Raw genomic sequence first — 15,936 nt, 5'->3', positions numbered from 1 at the left:
GGAGAATCATTGTGCGTAAAGTGAAGGTGGGCATCGTCGGCTGCGGGAATATCAGCGGCATTTATTTTGAGAATTTGACCGGAACTTTTGTGAACACGGAGGTCTATGCCTGTTCTGATCTGGATCTGGGGCGGGCACAGCAGGCAGCGGAGAAATACGGAGTTCCTCATGTATGGACGACAGAGGAATTGCTTGCTTCGGATGAGATTGAGATTGTCGTTAATCTGACCACGCCTAATTTTCATTTCGATGTGTGTAAGCAAGCTTTATTAGCCGGTAAGCATGTGTATGTCGAGAAGCCGCTGTCGCTAACGCTTGAGAATGGAACAGAGCTTGTCCGTCTGGCACAGGAAAAGAATTTGTTCATCGGCTGCGCGCCGGATACCTTCCTCGGAGGCGGTCTGCAAACCTGCGCCAAGCTGATTGCGGACGGCTATATCGGAGAGCCGGTAGCAGCAACGGCCTTCATGCTCTGCCATGGTCATGAGAGCTGGCATCCGGACCCTGAATTCTACTATCAGGCTGGAGGCGGCCCAATGTTTGATATGGGACCGTATTATCTTACGGCTCTGGTATCTTTGCTTGGCCCGGCCAAAACGGTATGCGGCATCACCAAAACCTCTTTTCCCACACGGACGATCACCAGTGAGAAGAAGTTCGGCAAAGTGGTTGATGTAGAAGTACCTACACATGTTGCCGGAACCATTGAGTTCGTCAGCGGCGCCGTGGCAACGATGATTACCAGCTTCGATGTCTGGCACAGCACATTGCCGCGGATCGAAATCTACGGATCGCAAGGCACATTGATCGTGCCGGACCCTAACACCTTCGGCGGTCCGATCCTGCTGCGTCCGGCTCACAGCACGGAATTCCAGGAGATTCCGCTGATCTACAATTATGCCGGGAACAGCAGAGGCATTGGCGTGGCGGATATGGCCCGCTGTATCGGGACAGGAGATACCCCGCGCGCAAACGGCGAGCTGGCCAATCATGTGCTTGAAATGATGCATGCGTTCCATACAAGCTCCGATACCAAGCGCTATGCGGAGCTGTCCACCAGCTGCGAGCAGCCGAAGCTGCTGCCGCTGGGTTTGGTTAAAGGGTACCTGGAGTAGCAAATATACAAAACGAGAAGAAAGATAAGGATAATTTATTGCGCGAAGCATAATAATTCTTGTTTTCTCAAAAAGCAGCGGCCCGTTTCCGGTACTTCCGGGACCGGGCATTGCTTTTTTGTGTTGTAACAGTGCTGTTGGCATTCAAACGGCTCGCCGCTACTGAAAATGGGTCTAACCAGCCCGCAAATTTGAGTTATTTGTAATCATTTCCTCTCCAGCGGTTAATAATGCATAGGATAGTAGGCTGGAAAGGGGACTTGTAATTAATGAAACGCAAACTCTTGCTAACAGGGGCGGCTGGAAGAATTGGCAATGCACTCTTCAAGGGGCTGAAAGAAAGCGGCAGATATGATGTTGTAGGAGCGGATATTCAAGCGGAGGAAGAGCAAGGGATCATTCAGATGGATATCGCGGATGAAGCCCGGCTGGCAGAGCTTACCAAGGGTGTCGATACGGTACTCCATTTTGCCTGGATTAAAGATAATGACGATTTCCTCGGTAAGGTGCTTCAAGGGAATGTAGGGAGTGCTTACAAATTATTTGAGGCGGCTGTACAGAACGGTGTGCGGCGCATTGTATTCGCCAGCTCCAATCATGCGACCGGATATTACAAGACCGATGAGAAAACGGGTCCAAGCGACCCTTACCGGCCGGACAGCTTTTACGGGTTAAGCAAATGTTATATCGAGCTGCTCGGCCGCCTATACTCAGACCAAGGCAAAATCTCTTCGTTGAATATCAGGATCGGCAACTTCCCCGGGGACGACCGCCCCCATTCGGAACGGGCAGGACATATCTGGATATCTGAACGCGATTTGCTGCAATTAGTAGAATGCTGCATTGAGGCGGATGAGGAACTGAAATATTTGAATCTGTATGGGACCTCTGCGAATACTGACAACTATTATACCATCGGGTATCTGGAGGAACTGATCGGATATAAGCCTCAGGATGATGCGGCTGAGCTGCTTGAACAGGCCAAGGCAGAAGGCAGGAATGTACGTCAGGATGAAACAGTATATCAGGGAGGGGTGACGTAAGATCATCGCAGATTTCTAGGGTCTCAAGCAATTTCAATTGCGGGGAGGAAATGAAATGCGTAGTCGGAACGAGAACGGCCGGTATCGGCAGAAACGCGGGGAAGCGCAGGCAGGCAACCTTGAGAAAAAGTACGGTTCGGACTTTGGTGTACGCAGCGATATGAAGCTGGAGACACTAAGAAGACAGACGGATGGCGAGTCGCTGACACCAATGCTCAAGGAACAGCATGTTAAGAATCTTAAAGAATAAACCGGCGGAGCGCCGGGCTCATATTTTGGTTTCTGGACATAACCCGCGAGGGTTATGTTTTTTTGCATAACAACAGTTCTAGAATGGCATACTAGCTCCCGAATATATGTGTGGTAATCCTCACAGGCAGGAGGCGGAACAGATCGTGATTACACCGGTGGTACCGCTGGACAGCTATACAGCTGTTGCGGGAGAATATTTCTTTTACTTTGTGGTTTATTCCTTTCTGGGCTGGGTGCTGGAAGGGTCGTATAATCTCTATAGTCAGGGAACCTTTCGTAAAGAGGGGTTTCTGAAGGGGCCTTTTAAGCCGATGTATGGCTGTGCTCCGCTGCTCCTGCTGGCCGCCAAAGATTTACAGCTGCCGGTTCCGTTATTGCTTGTGCTTGCGCTGATCATTCCTTCAGCAGTGGAGTATGCAAGCGGGTGGCTGTTGAAAGCGGCTTTTCACAGGCAATGGTGGGATTATAAGGAGCTGCCGTACCAGCTGCACGGGCATATCTGCCTGAAGTTCTCCTTATACTGGTGGGGGCTGGCTACAGCATGCATATACCTCCTCCAGCCGGTGATGGAAGGATTGTATACGATCATTGAACCGTTATGGGGAATGGTGCTGCCGATGGCTGCCCTGTTGTTTCTTGCTGATTTACTTTGGACTTGCCGGGTCCGGCGGCGGGGGTTGAAGGGGCTGGAACTCGGGGAAGGTTAGAAATGAACAACTGAATCATGTTTCTCTCAGAAACGGCTATCTTCCCTATCGGGAAGGTCAAGCCGTTTCTTTCTTGTGTTTTCAGACAAGGAATCTCTGGCAGTTGTGTCAAATATAGAGACAGAGGATGATGAAATTACATCCTGACAGGAGGAATTATGAAAGGGATCATGAAATACAGTAGAACTATTATGCTTTTGGAAGCAGTCATAATCGTTGTGTTGGCAACTCTATTGATCCTTAATTTCATTGAGCGGCCAGCCAGGTCAAACGATCAGCCGAATTTGATTACACATTTTGACCAGATGGATTTGGACAGGATCAAAGAAATGATTCAGCGGTTTGAGGATGGCAAGGGTGACAATCTTACTCTGCTGAATTGGGGGATAGACAGCGGGCCATTTATCCATGATGTCTATAATGATGGGCGGGAGCTGCACTGGACACTGGACAATACACGGGACAGCATGAGCTCCGCCACAGGGAAGACCGAATATGTATGCAAGGCGATCGGGCTTGAGAATACCACTGATTATTACAGAGTAAATTTGTCAGAGTGCAGCGGCTATCCCAAGGAAGAGAAGATTAACATTATTTCCTTTCGCAAGGATGAGCTGTAGACTTACTCTGGCAAGGTTACATAAAGGGGGAAATGAACATGCCAATCTCGGAATATTACCGTGCTTTGCGTGAGAAGACAGGCTCCGGGCTGCTGATGGTGCCATCTGTAGCGGCAGTAATCAGAAATGACGACGAGGAGATTCTCTTTATTCGTAAAGGAAAAGAGCAGTTGTGGGGCTTGCCTGCCGGAGCGGTTGAACCGGGTGAAACTCCATCCAGGGCGCTGCGCAGAGAGGTCTTTGAAGAGACGGGGCTGATGGTGACACCCGGGCGGATCATTGGGGTATTCGGCGGCGAAAAGTATGCATACCAGTACAGTAATGGGGACATGGTTGAGTATTCGGTAATAGTGTTTGAATGCTCGATCGTCAAAGGCACGCCGAGAAGCATGGACGGAGAGGCGGAAGAATTTAAATTTTTCAAGGAACAGGAGCTGCCCGAAATTGCCATCCCTTACCCCCGGGAGATTTTTATGCAGGATTCCGGTAACGGGCATGCGATATTTGAATAGAACGGGGATCCGGAAAGGGACAACATGAGAGAAAAATTTGCTTACAGCATCGCTATGCTATTGATGATGGTGCTCGGATTCGGTTCTAGAGCATTTGCAGACCAGTTGCCGCTGTTTATCTCCAGGCATTTTGGAGATGCGCTGTGGGCGGCCATGATTTACTTTGCCTTTCGCGTATTGCTTACCCGGCAACAACGGTGGATTTCGGTTGTGCTGAGTTTCGGCTTCAGCTTTGGCATCGAGTTTAGCCAGCTCTACCAAGAAATATGGATCAATGAGCTGCGTGCCACTTTATTGGGAGGATTAATTCTCGGCAAAGGTTTCCTCTGGATTGATTTGATCAGATATTCAGCAGGGATTTTGTTCTCTTACGTGGCGGACCGCTTTGGCTTCGCAAGAATTCGTGCTAAAAGGAAAGGATAGGGTCGAGAACTGTTCAATCAGAGCCATACTTATACAGTAGAAGCTTCTCCAAGCTGAAATCTTGATGTTCCTGCCAACTGGACGGATGATATCACAAGAAACAGAGCCACTCAACCCTGAGCGATTGTTAATGCATGTGTTTCTGAAGGGGGTAAATACTCTGTATTCTTGTGTGTTTCAACATTTTGCTATACTAATAGTTGGCTTACAAGGAAAGCTTGAAGGAGGAATCGTATGTACCGGATTTTCATTGTGGAGGATGATAGTAAAATTAGCGCCCTTCTAAAAAGGAATATGGAGAAATACGGATTTGAAGCATCTTGTGTAACGCAATTTCGCGAAATAATTACTGAATTTGAGGCGTATGATCCACATTTGGTCATGCTTGATATTAATCTGCCGTACTTTGATGGCTATTATTGGTGCAGACAAATACGTACACGCTCCAACCTGCCGATCATCTTCATATCGGCGCGGGCGAGTGAGATGGATCAGGTAATGGCCATAGAGAACGGCGGTGATGATTACATTACGAAGCCAATTCATTTAGACCTTTTAATCGCGAAGGTAAAAAGTATTCTAAGGAGAGTTTACGGGGATTATGCGGCTTCTAACGGGAATGTCTTGCTGCCCGACAGTGAATTTAATGCATATGGCTTACGACTGAACTTAAGCCGTAATGAACTTATATGGCAAGATCAGAAAACCCAGATTACAAAGAATGAGCAGTTGTTAGCTGAATGCTTCATGCAGCAATACGGAAGAACCGTCTCGCGGGATCAACTTCTGGGAAAGTTATGGGACAATGCACAGTTTGTCGATGACAACACGTTAACGGTCAACGTGACAAGGTTGCGGAAGAAGCTGGAGGAACTTGGTCTGCCTAATGCGATCACGACGGTTCGTGGTATGGGTTATAAACTGGCCCTGGGCGAGGAGCAGGGGGAGCTTGGCTCATGAGATTGCGATCGGTTGCTTTATTTTTTCGTGATCGGCTAATTTTTGTATTATCAACATTTGCAATTATTGGGGTTGGTGCCTGCTTAATGCTGCTTGAAAATGCGCGTTATCCTGGAATGATGGATAAGAGCACGATTTTCTATTTTGTGGCTGCAGCTGCTTTTATCGGGGGCCTTGGATTGCTTGTTAACTATATTCGAAATCGTGAATATCACAAACAGCTCAGAAATGCGGTTGAAGGATCTGATGAATTGCAGGCGGCAGCGATCGTGCAGTCAGCCGTTACGGCAGAGCAGCAGCTGGTCATACGCTTGTTAGACCGGCAAAACAGCGCTTATTTGAATAAACTTGGAGCATATCGCCGTCAGCAAGAGCTCCACAACCATTTTGTTCTGCAGTGGGTGCATCATATGAAGACCCCTTTATCGGTTATAGATATACTCTTGCAAGAAAGCCTGAAGCAGATGCCTTCTTCTGAAGAGGAGCAGAAAGAGCTTATTCTCAGTCTGCATGAAGAGGCTGATCGAATGACGGGAGGTCTGGAGATGCTACTGTATACCGCGCGTCTCGATAAGTTCGAAATGGATATTCATCTCAAAAAAGTGCCGCTGCACAATGTAATTCGTGAAGTTCTGATTGCACATAAGCGGCTTTGTATCCGTCATGCCGTAATACCGCAAATTGATGGTGAGGCATGGCCGGAAACGGATGAGAAGTGGATAACAGTCGTACTAAATCAAATAGTCAGCAATGCAATTAAATACAGCAAACACAAACAAGGCGTGAAAAGCCTTGTTTTTCACTTAGAGCAGAATACAAAAACAGGTTGTAAAATTAGCATAACAGATGAGGGGAGCGGCATAGCAACGCACGATATACCACGAATATTTGATCCTTTCTTTACCGGTGAGAATGGACAATCTGCAGGAGAATCGACGGGAATGGGATTGTATTTGGCGAAGCAGGTGTGCGGCAGACTAGGTCACATACTATCGGTAACGTCGGAACTAGGCATGGGTACGACTTTTACAATCACTTTTCAACCTGAGAGCATACATATTCTAGGCGGCAAAACAGGAAAAAGCATGTAGGCTATGTGACAACTTTGTTATGTGTGAAGTGTGATTTTGTAATATAAATCGATGGGTTCAGCGAGCATGGCCCGCTATACTAAATTTTGTTAAGACATACAGACTATGCTGACTGAAACGGGGGGAGGAAAATTGAATAATGACTTTACTTGAAGCGCAGGGGCTGAGTAAAATTTACAGCTCCAAAGGCAATGTTGTTTGTACAGCTTTACATGACATTGATTTACGTGTAGAAAGCGGCGAATTTGTCGGTGTTATGGGGCCATCCGGAAGCGGCAAGACAACGTTGCTTAATCTGCTCGCAGCAATTGATCGTCCGACGGCCGGATACATAGAAATTAACGGTATTGATCCAAGCAAGCTCAGCAATAAAAATTTGGCGTTTTTCAGAAGGCGCGAGCTTGGTTTCATCTTTCAGGATTTCAATTTGTTGGACTCGCTGTCCATTAAAGAAAATATTATCTTACCGCTTGTACTGGAAGGGGTGGCCCCTAAGTTAATCGAACATAGATTGTATATGCTAGCCGAGCGGTTAGAAATTGCCAAACTGTTGAACAAACGTACGTATGAGGTGTCTGGTGGACAGAAGCAGCGAGCGGCTATTGCACGTGCCTTCATTAATGAACCGTCGTTAATGCTTGCAGATGAGCTGACCGGCAATCTGGATTCGAAGTCCGCGAAGGATGTGATGGATTCGTTGAAGGAGTTGAACGAACATTTGAAGGCAACGGTGTTAATGGTGACGCACGACCCGTTCTCAGCAAGCTATTGCCAGCGTATTGTATTTATTAAGGACGGCAGAATCTTCTCGGAAATTCGGCGGGGCTCCAATCGACAAACGTTTTTCCAACAAATATTGGACGCCCTGAGCGTGCTCGGAGGGAATTTTAATGACGTTCCGTTCGCTCGCGCTTAGCAACATTCGCGGCAACTGGCGGTCGTACAGCGCATTTTTTATGAGTTGCGTGTTCTCTGTAATGATCTTTTACATGTATGCAGCTTTTCTTTCTCATCCCGACCTCGCGAGTGGCCATATCTTAGGGTCTGTGCAAGTAAGACAGGGGATGTTGTTCTGCCAATACATTATCGTTGTTTTCTCGTTTCTGTTCGTACTTTATTCCAGTTCGGCGTTTTTGAAGTCGAGGAGGAAGGAATTCGGTCTTCTTTCTTTGTTTGGAATGACGCATCGGCAGCTTCTTATACTTATTATTTTAGAAAGTACAGTTATAACGATTATGGCCATTGGGGCTGGTATCGGCTTGGGCATTTTTTTCAGCAAGCCATTCTTTATGGCACTCGCTGTGCTGTTAGGGTTGAAAGATCCGATCCCGGTTGCCATACCGCTACGTTCGGTATGCATGACGGCAAGTAGTTTCTTCATGCTGTTCACACTCATTTCCTTGGGAACGGTGATACGGGCAGGACGTACGGAAATTGTTGTTTTGCTTAATGCAGCGGGCGGCTCGAAAGAGAAACTCGTTTATTCGCCATGGCTTGCTGTGCTTTCGGTCGTATGCATAGCAGCCGCATATACTATGGCTCTAATGTTAAATGCAAAGAACTTCAACATGCTGGCGCTGTATATTTTGCTTACCATTTTGCCTGGAACTTACCTGTTATTTACGCAGTTTAGTGGATTGCTGCTTCGATTTATCCAAAGTTGTACAGCCATATACTACAACCGAACGAATCTGATCGTATTCGCTCAGCTTGACCAAAAGCTGAAGGAGAATGCACGAATGCTGTTTATTGTATCGATTTTAAGTGCGGTTATTTTAACGGCCTCCGGTACGATTTATATGCTTGGACTTGCGGTGCAACTGGACGATATCAAGACGCAGTATGATGATGCCCAAGGAGTGATATCGCTAACGATGTTTATTGGGGTGTTCATCAGTTTGCTGTTTTTCATAGCCTCCGGCAGCTTGATTTACTTTAAACTGTTTACGGAACTGCAGGAAAATCAGGCGCAATATAAGGCGCTGACCCGAATTGGGATGTCTTCAGGCGAGCTTCGGAGAATTGTTGTTACGCAGACTGGTATTCTATTCTTCGTGCCCTGTCTCGTCGGCATCGTTCATGCGCTAGTCGCTCTCAAAGCACTGGACAACCTGCTTATGGTATCCAATTGGCTCTATTCGTTCGTCATCATCGGCATTTATGTGGTTTTGCAGACGATTTATTTCCTAGTCGCCTGTAGCAGCTATATGAAAATCATAAATTTGACCAAGGAGCATTAGTTATGAAATCGTCATTAAAAATAGTTGTTTTAATGATCGCTATTCTTCTTCTGTCGACTAGCGGTTATTCACAGACTACAGCTAACGCCGACTCAGGCGAATCAAATAAAAAAATACAGAAGATCGAACGCTTTGTTGAAGAACAAAGAAGTAAGAGTAAAACTCCGGGAATATCGCTAGTCATTGTAGAGAAGGGGAAAACGATTTATCAGAAAGGTTTCGGTTACGCGGATGTAAAGACGAAAAAACCAGTGACCGGTGATACTTTATTTGAAATAGGCTCAACAACGAAAGCTTTCACAGGTCTAGCCATTTTGAAATTGGAAAAAGAGGGGATGTTAAAACTAACCGATGATGTCAAGAAGTATATACCGTGGTTGGAATTAACTTATAATGATGAGCCGCAAACGATCACTCTAAATCAGCTCCTTCATCATACTAGCGGAATAGCATCGAATACAATAGCCAACATTCCTGAAGGTAATACAAATGAAGCGTTAGAACTAACCGTTAAAACATTACTGGATCAGCAGCTGAATCGTAAACCGGGAAGCTCCTTCGAATATGCAACAATCAATTATGATGTATTGGGATTCGTAATCGAGATTGTAACGAAGATGCCTTATGATATTTATATGAAACAGCATATTTTAGAACCGGTCGGAATGAAGGATTCGTTTGTTGGGCTGCATCAATCCCAGTCTGCAGAGCTGGCTACCGGATATAAAATAGGATTTATGAAAGCACAAGCCTACTCACCACCAATATATCGAGGGAATATACCAGCTGGATATATTATCAGTAATGCGAACGATATAGCGAAATGGATGAATCTGCAGCTAGGAACTGATCCGGACAATGTCATAGATAAACAGCTAATAAAAGAATCACATGTTCCTGACCGAACTGTAGAGCCTTTTGATGTGGATACTTACTATGCTAGCGGATGGGGAATCCAGACCAAAAAAGATAAACAATATATATCTCATGCCGGAGAGAATCCGACATATACATCGTACTTCATTATGCAGCCCGATGAACAGGTAGGGGTAGCCATCCTGACCAATATGAAAACGAGTTTTACAACTGCAATAGGTCAAGGCGTTATGGATTTGTGGGAAGGAAAGGACGTAACCAGCGATCCCTCTGACAGCTACCAAAATTTAGACCAAATCTTAACAATTGTATGTATAATCGTCGGCTGTTTGGGTGTTTTATTCATATTCTTAATAATAAGAATCATGGTGAAACTCGCTCGAAAACAGCGGATTTGGATAAAGTTAAATGTAAAAATAATCCTGTTATTGCTGCTGCATACATTGATCATTGCGGCAGGTTTAACATTAATAATCATGTTTCCGAAAATTTTACTTGGAGGATTGCCTTGGTCATTTATAAAAGTATGGGCTCCTACTACGATCTGGGTGACTTTTTGTAGTGCTATAGCCGTATGCATCATCTATTATATCTTTGGAGCAATGCTCATTTTTTCAAAGAAAATGAAAATATCATAAGGACAAAGTAAGCTTGTTCAAGAGGTACGAGAACTTGGGGATGGACGATTCGATCCACCCGGGCTCTCGTTTTCTTGCGTAATTTCAAACACCTCAGGAGGATGCAGAATGAACTGGATAAATTTATAAATGGAGATGATTTCGACAAATGACAAACAGTCTAATTGTGGTATGCCTGCTGACAATGATCATTCATACGGCAGAAACCCTGTCGTATTCCGTTCGCTTTGCCGGAGTGAAGCTGAACAAGATCGCCATAGCATTATCGTTGACCGGAATTATTGTACTAGTATCCAGAACGGCTAATATGATCCAAGCACCGCTTACCGCCAAATTTGTTGACTTTGCCAAAACACACCCGGATTTTCCCTTAATCAATTATTTGCGGATCATCATGCTGGCTTCATCGCTTGGCACTTTGATAGCGATTGCCATATTCCCTACCTTCGTGGGCCTGTTTGGTAGAGTGATTTCCAAGCTGGAGGTGGAAGGCTCTATTCCGAAGCTGCTGACCAGCGTCACCATCGGCCAGCTTAAGAACACGCGGAAATATATCAAAAAACCGAAAATAAAACTGCCCAGCTTCAGATATCTTGGCATTCCAAAACGTTTTATTATCATGAATATCTTTGTTACTGCGTTCTATACCGTAGGGGTGCTCTCCTCATTGTACGCGGCGCATTTATCGCCAGAGTTCAGCACAACCGCCTCTCAAGCTTCAGGACTTATCAACGGGCTGGCTACGATTCTGCTGACCATCTTCATTGACCCGCAGCTTGGCATTATCACGCACAAGGCTACGGAGCATTTGGAATATCGCGACCAGTTGGGAAAAATCTATGTGCTGCTGATGGGCGCACGTTTCCTCGGAACCTTGCTGGGCCAGCTTGTGCTTGAGCCTGCTTCTTATTTCATCAGCTGGCTGGTACAGCTGATATAGTGCACAACCACACTGCGCCGAGACAGGCGTTGCAGTGTGGCTGTTTCTTTGGGCAGCAGCTTTACTTTGGAATCTTGGATTCCGCCGTCCGGAGCGCAGCTGATATCTTCTGCTCCCAGCTGTACATCTGCTGAACCATGACGCGTATTTCGCTCATCTTGGCATAAGACAGCTTCATCCCTGCAGCGGCTGCAACAGCGTCTCCTGCTTTGACAGCGGCTTTATAACGTTTGTCAGCTTCAGAACGTATAGCTTGCAGCTCGCTTACTTTTTTGTTCTCTGCGGTAATTTGCTTCCGCAGAGCAGAAACCGGGGCAAGGGCATCCTTTGCCGGTTTGATTTTGGCAGCGGTAGACTTCCGCGCTTCAGCAAGGGCTGTAGTCTTTACTTTGATCTCTGCACGCGCAGCGGTTGCAGATGCCTTCAGTTTATTGCGCTTCAAATTCAAGGAAGCAGCAGACTTCTGATTATTGGCTTTACGGGCGACTGAGGCCTGCTTGCCGAGTGTCGTGTACTGTTCCAGCAACGGTGCATGCTTCTTCTGCGTCGCTTCGGCCTCGGATTTCAGTCTGTTGAGGAGAGTCTGGTTAATGGACTGAAGCTGCGAATTAATCGCGGAAAGATCACTGGTATTTTGTTTGCGCAGCGTCTGATTCCTCGAAATTTCAGCTTTAAGCGTAACCTGTAGTCCGGTGTAATCTTCATATAAATCATGAAATTCTTCCAGCGCGGAGTCCCAGTCTCCTGCTGCTGCGGCCAGCGGAATATTGCCCGTAAGGATCACTAATACAATTAGCAAACCAGCCAATCTTCTGAAATAAACGGGCGCAGCCTTTCTGTTCCTGGAACTTTCCTTGCCTGCCGAATAAATCATCTTCTTCATCTCCCGTCTGAATTGCGTTAAAGCGCACAAAAAAGCACCCCCAAGAAAGGCATAAATGCCTGTCCTGCGAGGTGCTTCGCCCGCTCAACGTATATATTTGTTACTCACTATAGCTTGAAATTAATGGATAGTCAAGAGCGAAGTGGAACGCCAGTTCGTTTTATTGACGTAACTACATTTCCAGATATAACCTATTCTATGATATGATGATTGAAAGAATATACAAGGAGGACGTCGATGAATCTGGCGAATAAGATAACCGTGACGCGCATAGTAATGATCCCCGTTTTTGTAATGCTGTTTCCTATATATCCGGATGGGTTAGTCAGCAAATCAGCTCTTCTGCAGCATATTGATCTGTATGGAGTTTATTATGCTGCAGCCGTATTTATTCTGGCCTCGGTTACAGATAAACTGGACGGTTATATTGCAAGAAAATATAATCAGATTACGAATCTTGGCAAGCTGCTGGATCCGTTGGCCGACAAACTGCTGATCTCGGCAGCATTGATCTTAATGGCGGGCCGGCACGATATCGCTGCCTGGGTTGCCATTATTATTATCGGCAGAGAGTTCATTATAACAGGGATCAGAATGACGGCATCCGCGCAAAAAATCGCCCTGCAGGCCGATAAGTCCGGAAAACTGAAAATGGTATTTCAAGTGGCGGCGATCTCCGCAGTCCTGTTAAACAATTGGCCTTTCAGCTTCATCACGGCTATCCGCATTGATCAGATGCTAATGTACTGTGCGCTTGTCCTGACTGTCTATTCGGGTTATCTATACATAAAGAATAATTACCGTATTCTGAAGCTTGATCAACATTGAACAGCAGGAGGTACATGTGATCCACACTAACAAACAACCCTATGACCAAATAGCGCTTATCACTGGAACCTCCAGCGGGTTTGGGATGCTCAGCGCGCTTACCCTTGCGGAGAAAGGATATCAGGTTATCGCTTCTATGCGGGATTTAAGCCGCAAAGACGAACTGGTGCAACAGGCCGAGCAAGCCGGATTTCTAGGGCGGATTCATCTGGTGACAATGGATGTGACAGATACGGCATCCATTGAATCGGCTGTCTCGGAGATTATTGAGCAGTTCGGCAGGGTCGATGTTTTGGTTAACAATGCAGGTTTTGCTGTCGGCGGCTTTATGGAGGAAGTAAGTATGGAGGAGTGGCGCCGGCAGATGGATACCAACTTTTTTGGCCTGGTGGAGGTCACTAAGAACATCATTCCCCTGATGCGCAAGCAGCAGACGGGCACTATTATAAATGTCAGCAGCGTGAGCGGACGGTTCGGATTTCCCGGTTATGCGCCATATGCTGCTTCAAAATTCGCGGTTGAGGGCTTCAGCGAGAGCTTGCGCCAGGAACTGTCGTCATTTGGCATCAGAGTTGTGCTGGTGGAGCCCGGATCTTTCCGTACGCCTATCTGGGGCAAAGGGATCTCGGGAATTCAGAGCCTGGCCGATTCACCGTACAAGGAGAAGCTGGAAGAGGTGCTACGTTATTCCCGGAGAACCGCAGAGACGGCTCCCGATCCCCGGCAGGTGGCCGAGCTGATCGGGCGTATTGCCGCAATGTCCGCACCGAAGCTGCGTTATCCCGTTGGGAAAGGGACTAGAACGCTGATTCTCGGTAAAACGCTGTTGCCCTGGAAAACGCTGGAACGCATCATCGCCCGGTCGCTCGCAAAACTGAAATAAGCTGTACATCATAAGAATTGAGGTGTGACCATGCCGGATACTGTGGGGCTGCACATATGCTTCGACGAGCTTGGCCGTGAGATTGAAATCCTTGATGTGACCCCGGTAGCGCGGGATAAATACCGCATTGAAGAGACACCGATCTTTAACCCGGGTATCGCGCTAGGCGACATCATCAGAGTGAAAGAGAAGCAGGGCATTTCATATTACGTGGAGACGGTGGAGAAATCCGGGTTCAGAAGATACGCCTGGCTGCTCAGCAAGGAAGCGGCAAGCTCGAAGGAGATCCGGGATATGAAGCAGCGCATCGAGGACGACGAGGGGAGAACGGAGCAGATCTTCGGCGGTTTGCTTGTCATCCATATGCCCCATAGCTCTGGAATTGATGTCGAAGGCGAAATGGCCCGGATTATTGAACGATTTGAACTCTAAACTAATCAACTGAGGTGGCAAAATGAAAAAGTTTCTGAAGCAATGGGTGCCCAGCATCCTAATCGGGGTTGTCCTGTCCTTATTTATTCGTACTTATGTAGCTGAGGCGATGCGCGTGCCTACCGATTCAATGGATCCAACGATCGAGGTTAACGACCGTCTTGTTGTAGAGAAAATGCTCTGGCTGACCACGCTCAAACATGGTGATATTGTTGTGTTTATTCCTCCGGTAGAGGGCGTGCAGAAAAAATACGTCAAACGGCTGATGGGATTGCCGGGAGACACCGTTGAGATTAAAGATGGGGCTTTGTTCAGAAACGGGGAGAAGCTCGACGAGCCGTATCTTAAGGAAACGATGAACTATACTTTCGGACCTGTCACCGTCCCTGCTGACCACTACTTTTTCCTTGGTGACAACCGGAATGTCAGCTATGATGCCCATTTGTGGCCGACGCCTTTTGTGGCTAAGGATAAGCTGATCGGCAAGATGCTCGTCGACATCAGTGATCTGTTCTAACCCGTTACTTTGAGATGGGGTAATCAACAACTACGACATTTTCAATAATCCCCTCTAACAATTCAACAAAATGGCGGTGTGCCGGATGCGGCCCGTATTGGCGGAGGGCTTCCTGATCTGCAAAGGTCACGCGAAGCCCTAGTGTGTATCCATGCATATTCTCAGTCTCTTCCGTGACATTCACACCTGCCGTAAGGTCCACGATCCCCGGTATTTGGTCCTTTAAACCCAGAAGTGTCTGCATCAGCAGCGCTTCTTTTTGTGGTTCATAATGCTCATTGAATCTAAAAATAACCAGATGCTCGAACATTTTACAACCTCCTGAAAGTTTGGTGAGCAATCGCTCCATTGTTTAACTTCATCACAAAACTATTTTGGAAGCATACGCTTAGTTTTGTGAGCAATCGCTCCTTTGTTTAACTTCATCACAAAACGGCTTCGGAAGCAAACGCTTAGTTTTGTGGAGAGCAGTTACAGTATATAATACCCGTTTCGTGAAAGGAGTACATTATGCCGGATACTTTTGCAACAAACATCAAATTCCCCTTAGCTTTAAGATCAATGCTGGGTATGGTTTTCGTGATCGCAATCGAAATTCAAATGATTTATATAAATTCATCTAACACGGCTCATCCTCACCCCGCACTGAGTTATTTCGTAGTAACCTGGCTCTGCGTCTGCGGTTTGTTACTATTATTTTTTATGTTTCAAGCGCTGCGGAAGGCAACTGAAATTAAATGGGGGAGAGAGTCCATCTTTCTCCGAAATAGAAGGCTGTTGCCGGGAGAGATTAAGTGGATTATGATTGATGGTCCTTTAATCGGCATTATGCCAAGAGGCAAACGTATCGTACCTGTCAATCTATGCTTCAGATTTATGGATGACCGCGAGCAGGCGATGAAGGGGTTGACCAGCTGGGCTGAAGTAAACGGGATCCAGCTAAAATACAAAAGATTTTTAAAATGGATGTAAAATC

General features: G+C 46.5%; 20 protein-coding genes. 18 read left to right on the top strand and 2 right to left on the bottom strand.

The window, feature by feature from the left end; translation table 11 throughout:
• Positions 1–11 precede the first annotated feature (11 nt).
• From NYE29_RS31320 to NYE29_RS31260, 13 genes are all read left to right on the top strand, one after another.
• Entirely contained in the window at positions 12–1,115 is a 1,104-nt protein-coding gene (locus tag NYE29_RS31320) for a Gfo/Idh/MocA family protein (RefSeq protein ID WP_340898980.1), read from the top strand.
• A gap of 269 nt (positions 1,116–1,384) precedes the next feature.
• Positions 1,385–2,158: an NAD-dependent epimerase/dehydratase family protein gene (locus NYE29_RS31315; protein ID WP_340898978.1), complete on the top strand. Its 774-nt coding sequence runs from the start codon at positions 1,385–1,387 to the stop codon at positions 2,156–2,158.
• Between the two features lie 55 nt (positions 2,159–2,213).
• Positions 2,214–2,408, top strand: coding sequence for a hypothetical protein (locus NYE29_RS31310; RefSeq protein ID WP_038590093.1), 195 nt, complete (start codon positions 2,214–2,216; stop codon positions 2,406–2,408).
• A 145-nt stretch (positions 2,409–2,553) separates the two neighbouring features.
• Positions 2,554–3,117 (top strand): putative ABC transporter permease, encoded by a 564-nt coding sequence (locus tag NYE29_RS31305; protein ID WP_340898975.1) that lies wholly within the window; start codon positions 2,554–2,556, stop codon positions 3,115–3,117.
• A 158-nt stretch (positions 3,118–3,275) separates the two neighbouring features.
• Positions 3,276–3,737, top strand: coding sequence for a hypothetical protein (locus NYE29_RS31300; RefSeq protein ID WP_340898974.1), 462 nt, complete (start codon positions 3,276–3,278; stop codon positions 3,735–3,737).
• Positions 3,738–3,775: 38 nt separating this feature from the next.
• Positions 3,776–4,249, top strand: a complete 474-nt coding sequence (locus NYE29_RS31295) for an NUDIX domain-containing protein (protein ID WP_038590099.1) — start codon at positions 3,776–3,778, stop codon at positions 4,247–4,249.
• Positions 4,250–4,273: 24 nt separating this feature from the next.
• Positions 4,274–4,672 (top strand): ribosomal maturation YjgA family protein, encoded by a 399-nt coding sequence (locus NYE29_RS31290; RefSeq protein ID WP_340898972.1) that lies wholly within the window; start codon positions 4,274–4,276, stop codon positions 4,670–4,672.
• Between the two features lie 234 nt (positions 4,673–4,906).
• Positions 4,907–5,632, top strand: coding sequence for a response regulator transcription factor (locus tag NYE29_RS31285; RefSeq protein ID WP_340898971.1), 726 nt, complete (start codon positions 4,907–4,909; stop codon positions 5,630–5,632).
• Positions 5,629–6,723: a sensor histidine kinase gene (locus tag NYE29_RS31280; RefSeq protein WP_340898970.1), complete on the top strand. Its 1,095-nt coding sequence runs from the start codon at positions 5,629–5,631 to the stop codon at positions 6,721–6,723. The genes NYE29_RS31285 and NYE29_RS31280 overlap by 4 nt, the downstream gene beginning before the upstream one ends.
• Before the next feature lie 139 nt (positions 6,724–6,862).
• Complete coding sequence (locus NYE29_RS31275) at positions 6,863–7,639, top strand: ABC transporter ATP-binding protein (protein ID WP_340898969.1); 777 nt, start codon at positions 6,863–6,865, stop codon at positions 7,637–7,639.
• Positions 7,614–8,963: an FtsX-like permease family protein gene (locus NYE29_RS31270; protein WP_340898968.1), complete on the top strand. Its 1,350-nt coding sequence runs from the start codon at positions 7,614–7,616 to the stop codon at positions 8,961–8,963. Before NYE29_RS31275 ends, NYE29_RS31270 begins: the two co-directional genes overlap by 26 nt.
• Positions 8,964–8,965: 2 nt before the next feature.
• Entirely contained in the window at positions 8,966–10,477 is a 1,512-nt protein-coding gene (locus NYE29_RS31265; RefSeq protein WP_340898967.1) for a serine hydrolase domain-containing protein, read from the top strand.
• 148 nt (positions 10,478–10,625) lie between these two features.
• Positions 10,626–11,417, top strand: coding sequence for a lipid II flippase Amj family protein (locus NYE29_RS31260; RefSeq protein WP_038590118.1), 792 nt, complete (start codon positions 10,626–10,628; stop codon positions 11,415–11,417).
• Positions 11,418–11,478: 61 nt separating this feature from the next.
• Here NYE29_RS31260 and NYE29_RS31255 read toward each other — a convergent pair whose 3' ends face one another.
• Positions 11,479–12,291 carry a hypothetical protein gene (locus tag NYE29_RS31255; RefSeq protein ID WP_340898962.1) on the bottom strand — a complete coding sequence of 271 codons (813 nt, stop codon included), beginning with the start codon at positions 12,289–12,291 and terminating at the stop codon, positions 11,479–11,481.
• 246 nt (positions 12,292–12,537) lie between these two features.
• Here NYE29_RS31255 and pgsA point away from each other — a divergent pair, with 246 nt between their 5' ends.
• Genes pgsA through lepB form a run of 4 tightly spaced genes read left to right on the top strand, consistent with a single transcriptional unit; the run spans position 12,538 to position 14,960 of the window.
• Positions 12,538–13,128, top strand: coding sequence for a CDP-diacylglycerol--glycerol-3-phosphate 3-phosphatidyltransferase (gene pgsA / locus NYE29_RS31250; protein WP_340898960.1), 591 nt, complete (start codon positions 12,538–12,540; stop codon positions 13,126–13,128).
• 16 nt (positions 13,129–13,144) lie between these two features.
• The gene (locus NYE29_RS31245) at positions 13,145–14,011 is read left to right on the top strand and encodes an SDR family oxidoreductase (protein ID WP_445322190.1); all 867 of its coding nucleotides are present in this window, start codon (positions 13,145–13,147) and stop codon (positions 14,009–14,011) included.
• 30 nt (positions 14,012–14,041) lie between these two features.
• Positions 14,042–14,443, top strand: a complete 402-nt coding sequence (locus NYE29_RS31240; protein WP_340898959.1) for a DUF4265 domain-containing protein — start codon at positions 14,042–14,044, stop codon at positions 14,441–14,443.
• A gap of 22 nt (positions 14,444–14,465) precedes the next feature.
• Positions 14,466–14,960, top strand: coding sequence for a signal peptidase I (gene lepB / locus NYE29_RS31235; protein ID WP_340898957.1), 495 nt, complete (start codon positions 14,466–14,468; stop codon positions 14,958–14,960).
• Between the two features lie 4 nt (positions 14,961–14,964).
• On the opposite strand, the gene NYE29_RS31230 is transcribed toward lepB, so the two are convergent.
• Positions 14,965–15,270 carry a Dabb family protein gene (locus NYE29_RS31230; protein WP_340898955.1) on the bottom strand — a complete coding sequence of 102 codons (306 nt, stop codon included), beginning with the start codon at positions 15,268–15,270 and terminating at the stop codon, positions 14,965–14,967.
• Positions 15,271–15,470: 200 nt separating this feature from the next.
• Between NYE29_RS31230 and NYE29_RS31225 the strand changes: the two genes are divergently transcribed.
• Positions 15,471–15,932: a hypothetical protein gene (locus tag NYE29_RS31225; protein WP_340898953.1), complete on the top strand. Its 462-nt coding sequence runs from the start codon at positions 15,471–15,473 to the stop codon at positions 15,930–15,932.
• Positions 15,933–15,936 lie beyond the last annotated feature (4 nt).

The sequence above is a fragment of the Paenibacillus sp. FSL M7-1046 genome, assembly GCF_038007405.1.
Lineage (GTDB): Bacteria > Bacillota > Bacilli > Paenibacillales > Paenibacillaceae > Paenibacillus_AQ.
Note: the sequence above shows the minus strand (reverse complement) of the source record. Positions and strands in the feature narration are given on the sequence as shown.

Coding starts and splice junctions, on each gene's coding strand:
- NYE29_RS31315 (WP_340898978.1), top strand. CDS start 1,385: ATGAAACGCAAACTCTTGCTAACAGGGGCGGCTGGAAGAATTGGCAAT.
- NYE29_RS31310 (WP_038590093.1), top strand. CDS start 2,214: ATGCGTAGTCGGAACGAGAACGGCCGGTATCGGCAGAAACGCGGGGAA.
- NYE29_RS31300 (WP_340898974.1), top strand. CDS start 3,276: ATGAAAGGGATCATGAAATACAGTAGAACTATTATGCTTTTGGAAGCA.
- NYE29_RS31295 (WP_038590099.1), top strand. CDS start 3,776: ATGCCAATCTCGGAATATTACCGTGCTTTGCGTGAGAAGACAGGCTCC.
- NYE29_RS31290 (WP_340898972.1), top strand. CDS start 4,274: ATGAGAGAAAAATTTGCTTACAGCATCGCTATGCTATTGATGATGGTG.
- NYE29_RS31285 (WP_340898971.1), top strand. CDS start 4,907: ATGTACCGGATTTTCATTGTGGAGGATGATAGTAAAATTAGCGCCCTT.
- NYE29_RS31280 (WP_340898970.1), top strand. CDS start 5,629: ATGAGATTGCGATCGGTTGCTTTATTTTTTCGTGATCGGCTAATTTTT.
- NYE29_RS31275 (WP_340898969.1), top strand. CDS start 6,863: ATGACTTTACTTGAAGCGCAGGGGCTGAGTAAAATTTACAGCTCCAAA.
- NYE29_RS31270 (WP_340898968.1), top strand. CDS start 7,614: ATGACGTTCCGTTCGCTCGCGCTTAGCAACATTCGCGGCAACTGGCGG.
- NYE29_RS31265 (WP_340898967.1), top strand. CDS start 8,966: ATGAAATCGTCATTAAAAATAGTTGTTTTAATGATCGCTATTCTTCTT.
- NYE29_RS31260 (WP_038590118.1), top strand. CDS start 10,626: ATGACAAACAGTCTAATTGTGGTATGCCTGCTGACAATGATCATTCAT.
- NYE29_RS31255 (WP_340898962.1), bottom strand. CDS start 12,291: ATGATTTATTCGGCAGGCAAGGAAAGTTCCAGGAACAGAAAGGCTGCG.
- pgsA (WP_340898960.1), top strand. CDS start 12,538: ATGAATCTGGCGAATAAGATAACCGTGACGCGCATAGTAATGATCCCC.
- NYE29_RS31240 (WP_340898959.1), top strand. CDS start 14,042: ATGCCGGATACTGTGGGGCTGCACATATGCTTCGACGAGCTTGGCCGT.
- lepB (WP_340898957.1), top strand. CDS start 14,466: ATGAAAAAGTTTCTGAAGCAATGGGTGCCCAGCATCCTAATCGGGGTT.
- NYE29_RS31230 (WP_340898955.1), bottom strand. CDS start 15,270: ATGTTCGAGCATCTGGTTATTTTTAGATTCAATGAGCATTATGAACCA.
- NYE29_RS31225 (WP_340898953.1), top strand. CDS start 15,471: ATGCCGGATACTTTTGCAACAAACATCAAATTCCCCTTAGCTTTAAGA.